Source organism: Rossellomorea pakistanensis, assembly GCF_016908495.1.
Lineage (GTDB): Bacteria > Bacillota > Bacilli > Bacillales > Bacillaceae_B > Rossellomorea > Rossellomorea pakistanensis.
In genome coordinates this window covers 229,542-244,409 of record NZ_JAFBDZ010000005.1, presented here as the reverse complement: position 1 = coordinate 244,409, position 14,868 = coordinate 229,542, and the positions used below count along the sequence as shown (strand labels likewise).

Below are 14,868 nucleotides of genomic sequence, written 5' to 3'. Positions count from 1 at the left end.
AAGCCTTTTTTATAACTAGAAAACTAAAAGGGTGAACCAATTATGGATACAGTACTACTATCTCTAATTGGCTCACCCCTAATCCCTAGCATTACAGGTAGGCTATTATTCTATTATTGTGATTTTATAAGTTTATAAGAAAATTCCTTGCTAATAATGGAACTAATCGCCTCAGAGAATGGGCAAGATAGTTTTTCAAGATATAAGTCCATTTTCTTTTTTAAAGAAGTCATTTCTTCTTCATTGGTAAGGATGGATGTCACTTGTTCTATTAGCTTATAAGGTAAAATACTAATAGCGATTCCCTCTTTTAAAAGGAAGTTTAAATTAATTTCCTCTTGTCCCGGCAGTGAATTAAGGATAAAGATCGGAATTCTTTTTCGGATTGCTTCGCTTATGGTTACACCACCAGGCTTTGTAAGGATGGCATCCACTTCACTGTATAATCGATCAAGTTCTTTTGAACAATGAATATATCCTCTTGGTTGTATATGACTGGAATCCAATTGTTTTAGAATCGAATAAAGTTCTCGATTGTTGCCGCACAAAACGGTAAATTTAATGGATGAAAGACTATTCATCATTTGGATTAGTTCATTCGTTTTATATAATCCATTATTTCCTCCTGCTACTAATACATGTTTAACCGTTGTTTTTAATGGTTGTTCAGAGTCATCAAAGGAGGATTTCACTGGTATTCCTGTAACGAAAATACTTTCTTCTTTAATTTGATAATCTGAAATAAGCTTTTCTTTGGCCTTAACATGAGGAACAAAATGATATTGAATCTCTTTTTTCGCCCATATATCATTCATAAAAAAGTCTGTATAAATATTGACTGTAGAAATATTATGGATACTTCCTTTATTCTTTAGCTTTCCAATGACGCTAGATGGAAAGGAATGAGTACAAATAATTAATGACGGATCTTCATCTTCAATCAGTTTTTTCATTTTCTTCTCAAAATAGAGTGAGAAAAAACGAAAGTCTGGTTTTAGTTTTCGTTGTTGATCGGAATACATGACGGTTTTATATAAAGTCCGATAAATAGAAGGCGTCGTATTAATCCATTTAAAATAAATGGATGAAATCATTTTCTCTAGATTACAGTTACAATAACTAAGGAAATCAATAATTTTCAATTCTGCCTCTGGGTATTTTTCAGCAATATATTCGTTAACCGTTTCAGCCACCTTTAAGTGCCCTGTTGGAAACTGAAATAAAGGGAACACAAGAATCTTCATCATAAACTCCTCTGACTTATCTATATTTTTCTTTTAAATAATTGATGGAAAGAGAGAATAAAAAGATTACCAATAATGCTAACCCTAAATATGGTACGTATTTCGGATTAATTTCAAAATATTCTCCTGCATAATATCCAACAACAATAAAGGGAATTGTCCAACATAACGAGCCTACTAATGAATACAAAAAGAAGGTTTTAAATTGAATTTCAGCAATACCAGCAAAGTAGGGACTTATTTGACGTATTCCCGGCAAATAAAATCCCAAAACAATGGTTCTTTTTACATTTTTAGTATACTTAGCTTTTGCCTTATTCCAACGTTCAGTGGAAATACCAATATATTTCCCATACTTTTGAATAAACGGGTAACCAACAAATTTTCCACATCCATAAGCTGTAAGCATTCCCAAGAAAACGCCAAGTAAGGCACTAATCACGGCATAACCAAAAGAGAGCTTTTCATTTATAATCAATATCCCTATTAAAAATAATAGTGATTCTTCTGGGGCAGGAATCCCCACAATTCCAAAAAACAACAAAAAAAAGATAATGATATATCCGTATGAGTTTATATAATGTTCTATCGTATCAATACTCATATAACCCTCGTATTTTTATCAAGTTGATAAAGTTCATTTAGTGAAATGAACGCAACCCGATTTCGTCTGCTTTCCTCTAAAAATTTTTCTAGCTTTTCTATCATATATTTAGGCGCTTCTCGGTCTGCCCCTAAGGTAACTCCACTATCATGAAGAAGATAAATAGAACCTCCTTCAGTGTTGGCATGAAGTTTTTCCAGAAGACTTTCTTTACAGACTTCCGTTTTCCAATCCTTAAAAATTTTGTTCCACATAATGATAGAATACTGCCTCCCTACAAGTAGTGAAAACAGATTGAAATGCCCCCATGGGGGACGGTAAAAATGAACCTTTTCATTCGTACATCGCGTAATAAGCTCTTCGGTTAATCTTAATTGTTCTCTTAGTTTAAAGGGAGACATAATCCAGCTCGATATATGATGATAATGATGGATTCCAATGGTGTGACCCTCAGCATGCATACGCCTAACAAGCTCAGGGTTATTTTTCACCTTTTCCCCTACTACAAAAAAAGATGCTTTTACATTAAACCTTTTTAACAAGTCTAATAGTTGAGGAGTATAATCAGGATCAGGTCCATCATCAAAAGTTAAAGCAATCGATCTTTCGTCAGATATTCTTTGAATAATACTTAGTCCAAAAATTCGAATAACCAATGTTGGTAAGACGGCATAAATCAGGAATAAAAAAATGATAAATAATACACTCATAATAATGATCATAACACTCACAAATTACCCTTTCATTCTCAGGTAGAAACCTTTCAATTGACATTTCTAGTCTACTATTTTCATTTGTTCATTTCAAATCCAATTCCAATTTTCACAAAATACCGAATGGTAATTTCCTTTTTTTCCACTGTTTACATTATAGAAAGTAAACCTATTCATAAAAATTTATTTAGATGACATCTATCTTACACTTTTGTAAGACAGTTTTTTCTCAGAGGTTCAACCAAAAAATAACAAATAGCGTAAGTGCCCCGTTTACCCCGACAAGCATAAGACGAGCCAAGAAGGATGGTAGTGCATTTCCCTTCATTCATGGCTTGACTTAGACTTCCGGAGCTAGATTAGGACAAACTAATTTCAAAGTTATCAACCTATTATATTTTTTTAAGTTCCTATAAAACTAAAAGGCTCTTTTCGTATTGATTGTTGTTTTTTAGGAATAAACTATTTGCCGTTGACCGTTCCTTTCCGCTACAGGCGCTTTCTTTCCGCGGGGAGGAAGTCAAGCCACCTCGACGTTCCGTCTGCGGGGTCTCGACTTTTCCTCTGCATCCCGCAGGAGTTAAGTGCCTTCCGCTCCAATCCACTTTGCGTTTTTAATGTTGTTAAAAGTAACAAACTTTAGAAAAGAGTCAACTAAAAAGAAAAGAAGCCCATGATGTACATGAGCTTCTTTTCTTAAACTTGGCTAAAACTCTATGAAACTTTTTCTCGATTCTTATGATCGTCACTTTCCCAATAATCTGCATTCTTAATACCTAGTTTTGCAGGATCAAATACGGGGTCAAGCCCTTGTTTCTTCTGGGCTTCATAATCCTTTAATGCCCGAATTGCCGGTTTGTATAAGATAACAATAGCGATTAAATTAAGCCATACCATAAGTCCAAGCCCAATATCTCCTAATGCCCATGCAAGGTTCGCTGTTTTAACAGCCCCATAAAAGACCGAGCCAAGTAAGACCAATTTAAGGATAAACATAGGAACTTTACTGCTTCTCTTACGAACAAGATAGGCGATATTTGTTTCGGCAATATAGTAATAAGCCATAATAGTAGTAAATGCGAAGAAGAACAATGCAATACCAACGAATCCTGCACCAAATCCTGGAAGAACACTTTCAATCGCCGCTTGAGTATACTCTGGACCTGCTTCTACCCCTTGAAGATTATTGATAATAAATGATCCATCTGGAGCCTGCGTATTATACATACCTGTGAAAAGAATCATAAACGCTGTTGCTGAACAGACAAAAAGTGTATCAATATAAACGGAAAATGCCTGGACAAGACCCTGTTTTGCTGGGTGAGAAACCTCTGCCGCAGCTGCTGCATGAGGTCCTGTTCCCTGTCCTGCCTCATTGGAATAAATTCCTCTCTTAACTCCCCACGAAATGGCCATCCCTATAATCCCACCAAAGGCAGAATCAAATCCAAATGCACTACGGAAGATAAGAGAAATAACTTCTGGAAGTTCTCCAATATTCATCGCAATAATAACTAAAGCTAATAGGATATATCCAGCTGCCATAAACGGCACGATAAATTGGGCAACATTTGCAATTCGCTTAACTCCACCAAAGATAATAATAGCTAATAAGATAATAAGAACAGTAGCTGTAATATAAGTATTAATTCCAAATGCATTCTCTAGACCAATGGCAATGGAGTTAGACTGAATTCCAGGCATTAATAAACTCATAGCTAACAGTGCGGATACAGAAAAGATGATTCCATACCATTTCCAGCCTATGCCTTTTTCAATATAATAAGCAGGACCACCACGATACTCTCCATCCTGTTTTTGTTTATATATCTGAGCAAGGGTCGATTCAACAAATGCACTTCCTGCTCCGATAAACGCAATCGCCCACATCCAGAAAACCGCTCCCGGTCCCCCGAAAGCAATGGCAGTTGCTGTACCCGCAATATTTCCTGTCCCTACACGACCAGATAATGAAATAGCTAAAGCCTGGAACGAGGAAACTCCGGCAGCAGAGCTTTTCCCCTCAAGCATAAGTCTAACCATTTCTTTAATATGTCTCACCTGCAAGAACCGAGTCATAATAGAAAAAAGTAAACCTACCCCTAAACAAAAAACAATCATCGGTGTACTCCACAAAATCTCCACAATCTTACCAACAAAATCAGCCAAACCATTTCCCCCTTTGTGAATTCTCTGAATTTTGTATCTATTTTGTTATTATAAGAGAATCCTTTCGTAAAGACAATCCCTTTATTTGAAAACGCTTTCAAAATTTCCTCCAAAAAACGAGAAAGGATCTATATACAACTCTTTTAAATTCAATTAAAAATTCCTTCATTAATATATGCCCCTTATAGAGAAGGAATAAAAATGTAACATTTTAATTTAACTTTTTTTTCTTTCAAACAAGTGAAATTTCATTCCATATGGATCTGCAATCGTAACAGATTCATCAAAATAAGGTTATTTCCTTTAAAAAATTTAAATACAGAAAAAGCTTGAAACCATATATAGGTATCCAAGCTTTTATAAGGTGAATATTCTATTCATCCATTAATGCTTTTTTAGACAGCATAGTGATCACAGAATCATCCATTGGCGGGTTGTGCAAGCCTGCTCGAACATCACGATAGTATCGTTGCATGGGATTTGAACGAAATAAACTTCTTGCTCCAACAAGACGCATGGCAATATCTACGACATGAGAAGCGCTATTTGTCGCCACATGTTTGACAGCCGCTAATTCTGGACCCATTTCCGCCCTTTTTTCAGGTTCATTCGCCCATTTTTCTGCAACAGAATAGAGGAGTTGACGAGACTTAAATAATTCAAGCTCTATCTCCCCGATTTTCCGCTGCACCTCAGGTACGTCTTTAATGGGACCTGGCAGACTATTAGGGTGATACTCTTTTGCAAATTGAATCGCATGGTTTCTCGCTGCTAAGGCTACTCCTAAATAACATGCAGGAATATGAAGCAGCCAACCCTTTGGCGACAAACCTCTTGCTACCTTCGAATCCCTTTCCACTAATGCATCTTCAGCCAGTATAACTTCCTTTAAAACAAGGTCATCGCTACCAGTACCCTGCATAGAAATCGTATCCCAGGTCTCTTCAATACTGACTCCATTGAGACGATGATCTACTAGAAACCAGCCTTTCTCCTCTGTGTTATTCAATGTTGCGGACACGACGGAATAATCTAATGCTTTCGCCATCGAGGTAAACGTTTTTCGACCAGATAAACTCCATTTCCCTTCTGAAAAAATCGCCTTTGTTTGAGGAAGTCCGCCCCTTGTAGGGCTGCCTGTTGCAGGTTCTGTTGCCGCTCTATTAATTAATGAATTTTTCTCTACTACCTGTTCACAAAGTGATTGAAAAGCTTTCTCATCCCACGGTCTGTTATCTCCTAATTCCATAAAGCTTCCCAAATGCCAGCCAATTGATAAAGCAGTTGAAGCATCCCCTTGAGCCAACCGTTCTTGAATTAAGACAAATTCATATAATGATATTTCTTCGCCACCAAATTCTTTTGGTACGGTTAAGCGAGGATAGGCAGTACCTTTAAGATCTTGGAAATTTTCCATAGGAAATACTTGATCTCGATCATGCTGCTCTGCTCTTTCGGCAAATTGATCAGCAAGATTACCTGCTAAATCAAGAAGCTCTTCCTGTTTTTTAGTTTTAATAAAGGGTTTATATAAATCGCTCATCGAACCTATTCATCCCTTTCTGATGAGGATATCATTCTCCTATATATCTTAATGATAATGAAAGTTAGAAAGGAACTCAAAGGAATTGCTTCAAATATGATAGGATTAGTTGGTTTTTAGCAGCAGATGGATTTTTCACAAGGATTAATATAGGTTTCTCATATACAATGCCTCTTTGACTTAAGTGAGTTTTTGTAAAATAAACATTCATCACGCATATTTCTTCGCCCCTATTCTATAATGAAAATATCTCCACTATGAAAGGAAAATGAGCGTGAAAGCCCAAATCCCATTCTCACCAACCAAAAAAAAGAAAAAATCTATTATAGTATTATTGTTATTTCTATTGGCAGGACCGTTTATCATCGCCAATAGTTGGAAGGATAAAAAATTAGAAGAAAAACCATTTTTCAAAAACGAAGGGCCTCTTGTTATCGCGCACCAGGGTGGAGAATTACTTACTCCCTCAAATACAATGGCTGCATTTAAAAAAGCAGCAGAAATGGGTGTTGATGTTTTAGAAACGGACATTCATATTACAAAAGATGGACATTTAGTGACCATTCATGACCCGACAGTAGACCGAACGACAAACGGTAAAGGTTTTGTAGCTGATCTGACTCTTAAAGAAGTGCAAGAATTAGATGCCGGCTATTACTTCAAAGATTTACAAGGGAATTATTCGTATCGGAATAAAGGTGTTCAAATCCCTACTGTTGAGGAGGTGTTTCAACAATTCCCAAATTTGAGAATCGAAATCGAGATCAAAGATGATAATCCCCCCGAACGCCTCAAGGAAATCAGTAATAAGCTTTGGCAGCTCATAAAAAAATACAATAAGGAAGAACAGGTCTTGGTTGCTTCATTTGATCAAGAAATCATAGAACTTTTTAAGACTTATTCCCATGAGAAAACGGCAGTTGCTTCAGGAAAACAGGAAGTAACAAAATTTGTGCTACTACAAAAGCTGTTTCTTCCCGGCTTCTACCGTCCACAAGCAGATGTTCATCAAATTCCTACCCAGGAAAGCATCTTTGACTTAAGTAAAAAAAGCCTCATCAAAGGGGCTCATCGCCACGGTGTTACAATTCATTATTGGACGATTGATGATAAAAAGACAATGAGACAGCTCCTCGATGCTGGGGCAGATGGAATTTTAACGAACAGACCTGATCTGCTTTTAGAGGTTTTACATGAAATGGGGTATTGAAAAGTATGCAACCTTATTTTAAAAGTAATGGGCTGTCTGATAAGTCCATTTTTCTACTATCAGACGGCTAGTTTTTAATTATTCATTTTCCGGATTTTTCTTTTTCGGACAAAACATTTTCCTGCTACACCACTGTTTTCCTGCACTAATTTTGTTAAATTTACCACTCATTCTTTGTTTTTCTATTAGAATTCATACGATACCTTATTTTAGCTCGCTCCACCTATAAGGAGAATCTCCCTTTTCCTTGTCTTTAATGTAGTAATGCACAACTTTTTTATTTTATGCACGAAAACGACTTGCAAATGCACAAGAATCTAATTTCATGCTCGAGAAAGCCTAGGAAATGCACGAGACTTTAAATCTACGCACATGTTAATTGGTAGGTGAACGAATCAAAAAGGAATCACTAAAACTAAAGGGGGAGGAACCACAACTTCAATACATAGTAGTCCCCTTCAAGAAACCTTCTGTATATAGGCAACAAAGTGGTTCCTGCCCCTATCGTGACAGTCGCATACTATTCTATAAAAATTCAGATTGTAAAAGGCGATAAACATACACATCATGGTACCTGTCATATGAAAAATAATAGTCTTTTAGAATCCCTTCTTGATGGAATCCGATTTTTTCTAAAATCCGATTGGATGCTTCGTTATCTAGATAAACAAATGCGCCGATTCGATTTAATAAAATTTCTTCAAATCCAAATTGAATGACCTTTGATATCGCCTCAAACATATACCCTTTTCTCCAATAGCGCGGGTTTAGATCATATCCGAGTTCCGCTTTTTTATGTAGATTACTCCAATTGTTAAATCCAATCGTCCCTATGAGTTCTTGTTGATCCTTTAATTGAATTCCCCAGCGAATCGCTTGCTTTTTTTCATATCCTGAAGCCATCCCTTTTACGATGTTTTTCATTTGTTCTAAAGTAGTTAGTGGATTCATTCCATAAAATTGCATAGCTTTGTCAGAAGAGAAATATTCAAATAATGCTTGAGCATCTTGTTCTGTTATCTCTCGTAAAATCAAATTATCTGTTCTTAATTCTGGTAACATAAAACTCCCCCTTGTAATAGTTGACAACAGCCCAAATTCAATGTATAATGATATTTTAACTTTACAAATATCACACGTGAAATATATAGATAATAATTGCATTTCTAAAATGCATTTGATTTTAGACTTATTCACACTGGATCGGCTTCGGAGCCGTAAGGATGTAAGAGAGGTAGGGCTTACGTCGTTTAGGTTATTCAAACGACCCTCTAATAGAAGTGCCCGCGGCTGTATTATCAGTTCATATTAGAATGAACCTTTCACTTGTGATGTTGCAAGTTACTATTAAAGATATCTTTACTAAAAAAGCGAACTAGCGGATTCTAGTTCGCTTTTTCTATGTCTAAACTAATTCGACAATGATCAATGAATTCCTGTCTCAGTAAACCTAATTCTTATCTTGAGCGAAAGGGATTATCTGTAATCCAAAATCGCCAAGGATAATCCTTTGCTTCTCCAGAGTTTTCGATCCCAATCCTTTTTCCAGAAGATATCGAATCTGGTGTGTACCCCTTCGCTATAAATAAAGGAGGTTCATAAAAATTTCGTCCGTAGTCTTCTCTACTTATTCCAAGTGCCTTTGTTAATTTACCTGGTCCACTCGTTAAATTCGTCTCCTTCATCATTCCCCTTCTTTTATACATGAGCTCAAGTCCTTCGAAGGGTTCAACAGCTCTAATTAATACCGCCTCTGGCCTATCTATCTCTCCACTTACTACATTCACTAAACAATGAGTATGCATCACATATGTATATACAAGACCTGCTTCACCAAACATGACTTCCGTCCGTTTTGTTCTTCTATTATTATAGCTATGTGCTGCTCTGTCTAACGGTCCCATATAGGCTTCCGTTTCAACAATATACCCTGAAGCGACCCCCTCTTTACTTTCCTTCACTAATAAACAACCAAGCAACGCTTTAGCAAGTTCGAGTGTTGACAACTGAAAAAACTCTTTCCCTATTAACTCATAACGCTGTATTTCCTTCAAATTAGTCCCCCCTTAAACATAGGATTAGGTATTCCATCTCCCTAGCTATTTCGGTTTAAACAAGAAGGCTGTTTTCTATAAGATTGTTGTTTTTTAAAAACATAAATGTTTGTAAAAAGGTTGTTTGAAGCAGAAACAAACTTACCCCTTTTCAAACAACAAATGTTTACGAAAACAGCCAAAAAGAAAGGTGAGACTCCTCCATTCCGGATGTCCGTACAAAGTGATTCCAATCTCTATTGGAGAAGTTCATCTTACAAATCACAAAGAAGAAATAAATTCATCGACCACCTTATTGAATTTATCACTTTCTTCTAAGAATGGACAATGACAGCTGTTTTCAAAAATGATCAGCTCTGAATTTTTTAGATTTTCTTTTAGATACTCCCCGGCAGCCAATGGAATCAATTTCTCCTCTCGACCAAAACAAAGAAGCGTGGGAACGTTAACGTTTCCGAGGTGTTCACGATAATCAACAACTGATTGATCAAAGAGGATCGCGCTAGCAACCGATTCAGGTACCTTTGTGACTTCATCCATCATCCATTTCATTTGCTCTATAGTTACATCAGCTTTAAACATGAGGGGCAGGAAGCCTTGAAGGAATCCAATTCGATTTTCTTGAATTTCTCTCATAATACCCATGAGTGCCGGGAAATCAAATGCTCCCATCGGAAAATCCGCCCATTTGAAATCAGAGGCTAACTCATCAACAATGACAGACCCTTTTACATTTTCTTCACCAAATTGAGATAGATATTCCCAAGCTACAAAGGCTCCCATCGACCAGCCGACAAGAACAACCTCCTTTAGCCCTAAACCTTCGATAAAAGCATGTAAGTCTCTAGCATATTGTGAAATTGTATGACCGTATTCAACTTTTGAAGATTCTCCATGACTACGGAAATCCAGGGTAATCACGCGGTGGTTTTTACTAAAATAGCAAGGCTGCTCATGAAAGAATCGACTGCTCATCCACACTCCATGAAGAAAAATAACTGGTATTCCACTTCCACTTTCCTCATAGTAAAGGTTTACTTGTTTCTCTACTGTAAAATAAGGCATATAACCCCCTCCTTTTTATCGATATAACCATTTGAAGAGTAATACCAAGTGTGATGTTTATCATAATCGGTCACCAAAAATTACCATTCCCCAATCAATGGGTATGCAATCACTTAGCCAAACTTCTTCGACGGAAATAAACACTCCTTTTTGTTTTAGGCTTCACACGACTTTTTTGAGGTCCTCTTTTCGCTTTTCCACTTTTTCATGGTCTCATTCGGCCACATTGAAGTCCTCATTTTCGTTTTCATCCTTTTTCAGGACCTCTCGTTTGATGACCTCATTTCATTTTATGCTCTGTTTTAAGGCTTAACCCTCACTTTTCGGAATACCTCATTCTAGCTTTTTCGCTGCAATTATGACTTTAATCATGGAAGATTCCTATCTCATAACTCTACCTATCCTAAAGGCTCAACTTTCGATGAATCCTGATGACTAAGCCCAAAGAACCAACTTTGGTCATTTACATTATTTTAACCCTATCGCCTTGATTCTTGTTGTACTCTTAAAGTAATTCTTTACATAGGGAGGAAACGAAAGATGATCTTGAATTCCACTAGAAAAACGTCGTTGTTATTTATTGTTCTTATGTTATTTACTTTCGGTTGTAGTCCAGCACCTTCAAGTCAAATGAAAGCAGCTGGCAGTGGTTCTTGGGATTCACCTTTCACAGTGGATGAAGCTATCACTAATCAAGATGGGACTACAGCTACTGTAGAAGGGTATATTGCGGGTCAACCCATTTCAGAAAATAATGTGACCAAGAGTCAGTTTCCTAGCGACTATGCACTCGCACTTGCAGACTCAGCTTCAGAAACGGACACATCTAACATGATCTATATTCAAATACCATCTTCCTTTCGCTCTGCCTTTGGTTTACAAAGTAATCCTGAGCTAATGGGTGGTAAGATTAAAGTGACAGGTGAATTGACCGATTACTTTGCACATGCTGGAGTAAAATCGGCATCAAAGATTGAAAGCGTTGATAACGGTGGAAGTGATCCAGGTGAACCAACAGATCCACCAAGTTACGAAGAGTATTATCAACCAGCTGAAGGAAAATCAGGAGCGGCTTTAAAACAAAGTCTTCACGATATTATCGATGATCACCAAGAGCTATCCTATAGCGATGTATGGGAAGCATTACGAAATACTGATGAAGACCCTAATAATCCTAACAATGTCATATTACTTTATTCTGGTCGTTCACAATCAGAACGATTGAATGGTGGTAATATTGATGACTGGAACCGTGAGCATGTGTGGGCAAAATCTCATGGAGATTTTGGTACATCAATGGGTGCTGGAACGGACATCCACCATTTGAGACCGACAGATGTGACAGTTAATTCTTCACGTGGTAATCTAGACTTTGATAATGGTGGATCTCCTCATGAGGAAGCACCTGGGAACTACCATGATAGTGATTCATGGGAACCGCGGGATAGCGTAAAAGGGGACGTTGCCCGAATGCTATTCTATATGGCGGTTCGCTATGAAGGAGATGTAAGTGATGAAGTCGATCTTGAACTGAATAACCAAGTGAACAACGGAAGCAATCCTTATCATGGAAAACTTTCTGTCCTTCTTGAATGGCACCAACAAGATCCTGTTGACGACTTTGAACGCCGCCGTAACAATATTATTTATGAAGACTACCAAGGAAATCGGAATCCCTTCATTGATCACCCTGAATTCGTGGAAATGATCTGGTGATGGAAGATATATAAACAATCAAATTTCTACACTGCTATCCTTTCATTGACAATGATAACAACTAAACAAACGTTTGATTAATTCTCCCTCTTTTGGGAGAATTCTTTTATAGAATGTGGGTTTATAACGAGGGCATGTCAAGGAAGGTGTGAAAAAATTGTCAGAACATCATTTTCATTTAAAAGCTTATTGGCCAGGGTTACGGAATGATATAGGAAATATTGAAGCGGAGAACCTTAAAACACAGATTTCGATTCCGCCAGAAATGAACGGTCCAGGGATCGGAACAAATCCAGATGAAATGTTGCTGGGGGCAGCTGCAACCTGTTACATTATTACTCTAGCAGCTATGCTTGAACGAAGTAAGATTCATAAAATGAGCCTTACCATGGACTCAGAGGGGATTGTCGAGGAGATGAACGGTGTTATTACCTACAAGAAAATCATTCATCGACCACATCTCGTTCTCCACCAAGAGGCAACCGATAAACAAGTGCAGCTTGCACAAAAGCTTGCTGAAAAAGCGGAGGCTTCTTGTATGATTACAAGAGCCATTAAAGGGAATGTCGATGTAAAGCTTGTAGCACGTATTGAAAAGGAAGCTTGATCTAACAGACAGATTCGCTTAAATTAGCTATTTCGCTATTCAAAAGACACAATACTAATAAAAAAACCATAACCTTTTCAAAGTGAAAAATTTTATAAGAAGGCAGCCTCAGGTTACCTTCTTTTTCTCACTTCTTCTAAAATCCTTCTGTCTACTGGATCAAACGGTTGAACAGGAGCTGCTAAATCCCATAGTTGAATCGCACTCATTTCTTCGTTCTCTTCAAAGCTAGTAAGACTCTTCTGTTCTCCATAAAAAACAGGATTATATTTAACATCACCATTCCTCTTTTGTATTTTTGCTAATCCGAGGAATTCTAATGAAGCTACCTTTTGAGTCGTTTCTTCATAAAGCTCTCGAATGGCACATTCTGCTGGCGTTTCTGTTCCTTCTCTTTTTCCTGCTGGTAATTCCCACTGTTGACGCCATTTATTAAAGCAGATGAGAAACTCTTCACCGACTTTTATAACAGCAAACGAGCCTGCTAATGGTTCAAAATTCATGATTTCGCTTTCCTTTTTCGGTATCCAATCAAGAAACTGATGCCCAGCCTGATTAATCAACATGTAACCCCCAGTTATCTTTTCATTTTATATACTTTATTGGTTTCAACAACTTTACAGTCATTGTGGTTAAATATTTTTTGCATAGGGAGGTTATGAATACTCGTTCCCCCGATATAGTCATCCGCTTTGAAATCATCTTTTAATAAAGAAAGAGCCTGTTTATGTAAAGGGATGCTTTTACCTTTTCCACGTTCTGCCTTCAATAATCCAAAATAAAATAGTCTTCCTTCCTTCTCTGTTCCTGGTTCAATATGCGGCATAACAACTCCAATCGGTCTTCCTTCTTCATAAGCTATGACACAGGATTTCCGATACCCTTCCCCCAGCTCTATCTTCACATTCTCCATTTGTTCATCCATCGTTAACGAAGAAGGTGCATTTAAGGATTGCTCCATCGTACCTTTCCATACAGATTTGAACTCTCCCTCTGATATTAGTTCTAAACTTTTAAAGGTAAATGGACTTGTTTCAGCAAAATGGTTTTTAAGATCTTTATAAACCATTATAAATTCGTCATGTAAATAAAAGCCTTCTCCAATAAGAAGTTGATCAATATGTCGAGAGAACTTACGGTGCACTAACACATTAATAAATTTCTTATTACTAAACATAGAGTCTTCCAATATATAGTCAATGAATTGCTTCATCTCATTTTCCGTTAGATACTTTGTGTCTTCAAAGGTTACAAAATTCTCCCCCACTATAGATTTCACTTTTTGATAAATATTTGATCGAAAAGTTTTATCTACACCGTCAGAAATGTTCGTTACATAAGTATTTACTTGAAATCTTTGAAACCAACCCTCATATTCCTTTAATAGCTTTGAAAGAATATGAATTTGAGGAAATGGTTTCAAAGGTAAATTCTTATTTATTTCTCTTCCCTCTATTACTCTTCCACCGTTATATTTAAATTCCTCTAATGTCCATGATCCTTCACATAAAGTATGAATTTCTTCCGGGGTTAGAATAATGATGCCGCTTGTGTCGCCTGAAGGTACTGGCGGATCTTCTGACTCCACTAGATACGTGACGGACAAAGAGTGATCTTCCTTTTCGAGTATTACTATTGGGGCGATTAATTCGTCGAAGTACATTTGCTGTAATGACTCACTATTGGATTTCTTGTAATAGCATACTGGAGCTGATAGAGGATATAAGTTCATTGCCGCCTCTTCTCTTACTTCCCGTTCAGCTGTTTCAATTGGAGCTTCTCCTTTTATCCTTCTCCCACCTAATTCTACAATTGCTAATGTGTCCTTTTGTTTTGTAGGGTCTATTTGAAAAACGAAGGATCCTTGATAGATCACAAAAGCCCCTGCTGTTTTAGTTAAAATTTCGAGATCCATATTCTAATCATCACCCCTCGTAGTCAGG

General features: G+C 37.1%; 13 protein-coding genes. 3 read left to right on the top strand and 10 right to left on the bottom strand.

Translation table 11 applies throughout. The annotated features are described in order from the left end of the window. Positions 1 to 113: 113 nt before the first annotated feature. The 5 genes from JOC86_RS21175 to JOC86_RS21155 form a co-directional block, all read right to left on the bottom strand. Entirely contained in the window at positions 114 to 1,244 is a 1,131-nt protein-coding gene (locus JOC86_RS21175) for an MGDG synthase family glycosyltransferase (RefSeq protein WP_205174935.1), read from the bottom strand. 16 nt (positions 1,245 to 1,260) lie between these two features. After that, positions 1,261 to 1,848 (bottom strand): DedA family protein, encoded by a 588-nt coding sequence (locus JOC86_RS21170; RefSeq protein WP_205174934.1) that lies wholly within the window; start codon positions 1,846 to 1,848, stop codon positions 1,261 to 1,263. Further along, complete coding sequence (locus tag JOC86_RS21165; RefSeq protein ID WP_239587755.1) at positions 1,845 to 2,558, bottom strand: polysaccharide deacetylase family protein; 714 nt, start codon at positions 2,556 to 2,558, stop codon at positions 1,845 to 1,847. Before JOC86_RS21165 ends, JOC86_RS21170 begins: the two co-directional genes overlap by 4 nt. Positions 2,559 to 3,275: 717 nt before the next feature. Further along, positions 3,276 to 4,730 (bottom strand): alanine/glycine:cation symporter family protein, encoded by a 1,455-nt coding sequence (locus JOC86_RS21160; protein ID WP_205174933.1) that lies wholly within the window; start codon positions 4,728 to 4,730, stop codon positions 3,276 to 3,278. A 373-nt stretch (positions 4,731 to 5,103) separates the two neighbouring features. Next, a complete protein-coding gene (locus JOC86_RS21155; protein ID WP_205174932.1) occupies positions 5,104 to 6,273 on the bottom strand; it encodes an acyl-CoA dehydrogenase family protein in 1,170 nt (389 codons plus the stop codon). A gap of 274 nt (positions 6,274 to 6,547) precedes the next feature. Here JOC86_RS21155 and JOC86_RS21150 point away from each other — a divergent pair, with 274 nt between their 5' ends. Then, complete coding sequence (locus JOC86_RS21150; protein ID WP_205174931.1) at positions 6,548 to 7,483, top strand: glycerophosphodiester phosphodiesterase family protein; 936 nt, start codon at positions 6,548 to 6,550, stop codon at positions 7,481 to 7,483. A 525-nt stretch (positions 7,484 to 8,008) separates the two neighbouring features. Here JOC86_RS21150 and JOC86_RS21145 read toward each other — a convergent pair. From JOC86_RS21145 to JOC86_RS21135, 3 genes are all read right to left on the bottom strand, one after another. After that, a complete protein-coding gene (locus JOC86_RS21145; protein WP_205174930.1) occupies positions 8,009 to 8,545 on the bottom strand; it encodes a GNAT family N-acetyltransferase in 537 nt (178 codons plus the stop codon). Positions 8,546 to 8,940: 395 nt separating this feature from the next. Further along, positions 8,941 to 9,537 (bottom strand): DNA-3-methyladenine glycosylase, encoded by a 597-nt coding sequence (locus JOC86_RS21140; protein ID WP_205174929.1) that lies wholly within the window; start codon positions 9,535 to 9,537, stop codon positions 8,941 to 8,943. 261 nt (positions 9,538 to 9,798) lie between these two features. Continuing rightward, entirely contained in the window at positions 9,799 to 10,602 is an 804-nt protein-coding gene (locus tag JOC86_RS21135) for an alpha/beta fold hydrolase (RefSeq protein WP_205174928.1), read from the bottom strand. Positions 10,603 to 11,142: 540 nt separating this feature from the next. On the opposite strand from JOC86_RS21135, the gene JOC86_RS21130 reads away from it, so the two are divergent. Together JOC86_RS21130 and JOC86_RS21125 are read left to right on the top strand one after the other, a co-directional pair. After that, positions 11,143 to 12,318: an endonuclease gene (locus tag JOC86_RS21130; RefSeq protein ID WP_205174927.1), complete on the top strand. Its 1,176-nt coding sequence runs from the start codon at positions 11,143 to 11,145 to the stop codon at positions 12,316 to 12,318. Between the two features lie 157 nt (positions 12,319 to 12,475). After that, entirely contained in the window at positions 12,476 to 12,925 is a 450-nt protein-coding gene (locus JOC86_RS21125; protein ID WP_205174926.1) for an OsmC family protein, read from the top strand. A gap of 113 nt (positions 12,926 to 13,038) precedes the next feature. Here the strand turns inward: JOC86_RS21125 and JOC86_RS21120 are convergent, their stop codons facing one another. Together JOC86_RS21120 and JOC86_RS21115 are read right to left on the bottom strand one after the other, a co-directional pair. Then, on the bottom strand, positions 13,039 to 13,488 hold the full coding sequence (locus JOC86_RS21120; protein WP_419096137.1) for an NUDIX domain-containing protein: 450 nt from the start codon (positions 13,486 to 13,488) through the stop codon (positions 13,039 to 13,041). 14 nt (positions 13,489 to 13,502) lie between these two features. Beyond that, complete coding sequence (locus JOC86_RS21115) at positions 13,503 to 14,840, bottom strand: hypothetical protein (protein ID WP_205174924.1); 1,338 nt, start codon at positions 14,838 to 14,840, stop codon at positions 13,503 to 13,505. Positions 14,841 to 14,868 lie beyond the last annotated feature (28 nt).

Excerpts from the sequence above, each read along its gene's own strand:
- JOC86_RS21175 (WP_205174935.1), bottom strand. The coding sequence starts at position 1,244 with ATGAAGATTCTTGTGTTCCCTTTATTTCAGTTTCCAACAGGGCACTTA.
- JOC86_RS21170 (WP_205174934.1), bottom strand. The coding sequence starts at position 1,848 with ATGAGTATTGATACGATAGAACATTATATAAACTCATACGGATATATC.
- JOC86_RS21165 (WP_239587755.1), bottom strand. The coding sequence starts at position 2,558 with ATGAGTGTATTATTTATCATTTTTTTATTCCTGATTTATGCCGTCTTA.
- JOC86_RS21155 (WP_205174932.1), bottom strand. The coding sequence starts at position 6,273 with ATGAGCGATTTATATAAACCCTTTATTAAAACTAAAAAACAGGAAGAG.
- JOC86_RS21145 (WP_205174930.1), bottom strand. The coding sequence starts at position 8,545 with ATGTTACCAGAATTAAGAACAGATAATTTGATTTTACGAGAGATAACA.
- JOC86_RS21135 (WP_205174928.1), bottom strand. The coding sequence starts at position 10,602 with ATGCCTTATTTTACAGTAGAGAAACAAGTAAACCTTTACTATGAGGAA.
- JOC86_RS21130 (WP_205174927.1), top strand. The coding sequence starts at position 11,143 with ATGATCTTGAATTCCACTAGAAAAACGTCGTTGTTATTTATTGTTCTT.
- JOC86_RS21115 (WP_205174924.1), bottom strand. The coding sequence starts at position 14,840 with ATGGATCTCGAAATTTTAACTAAAACAGCAGGGGCTTTTGTGATCTAT.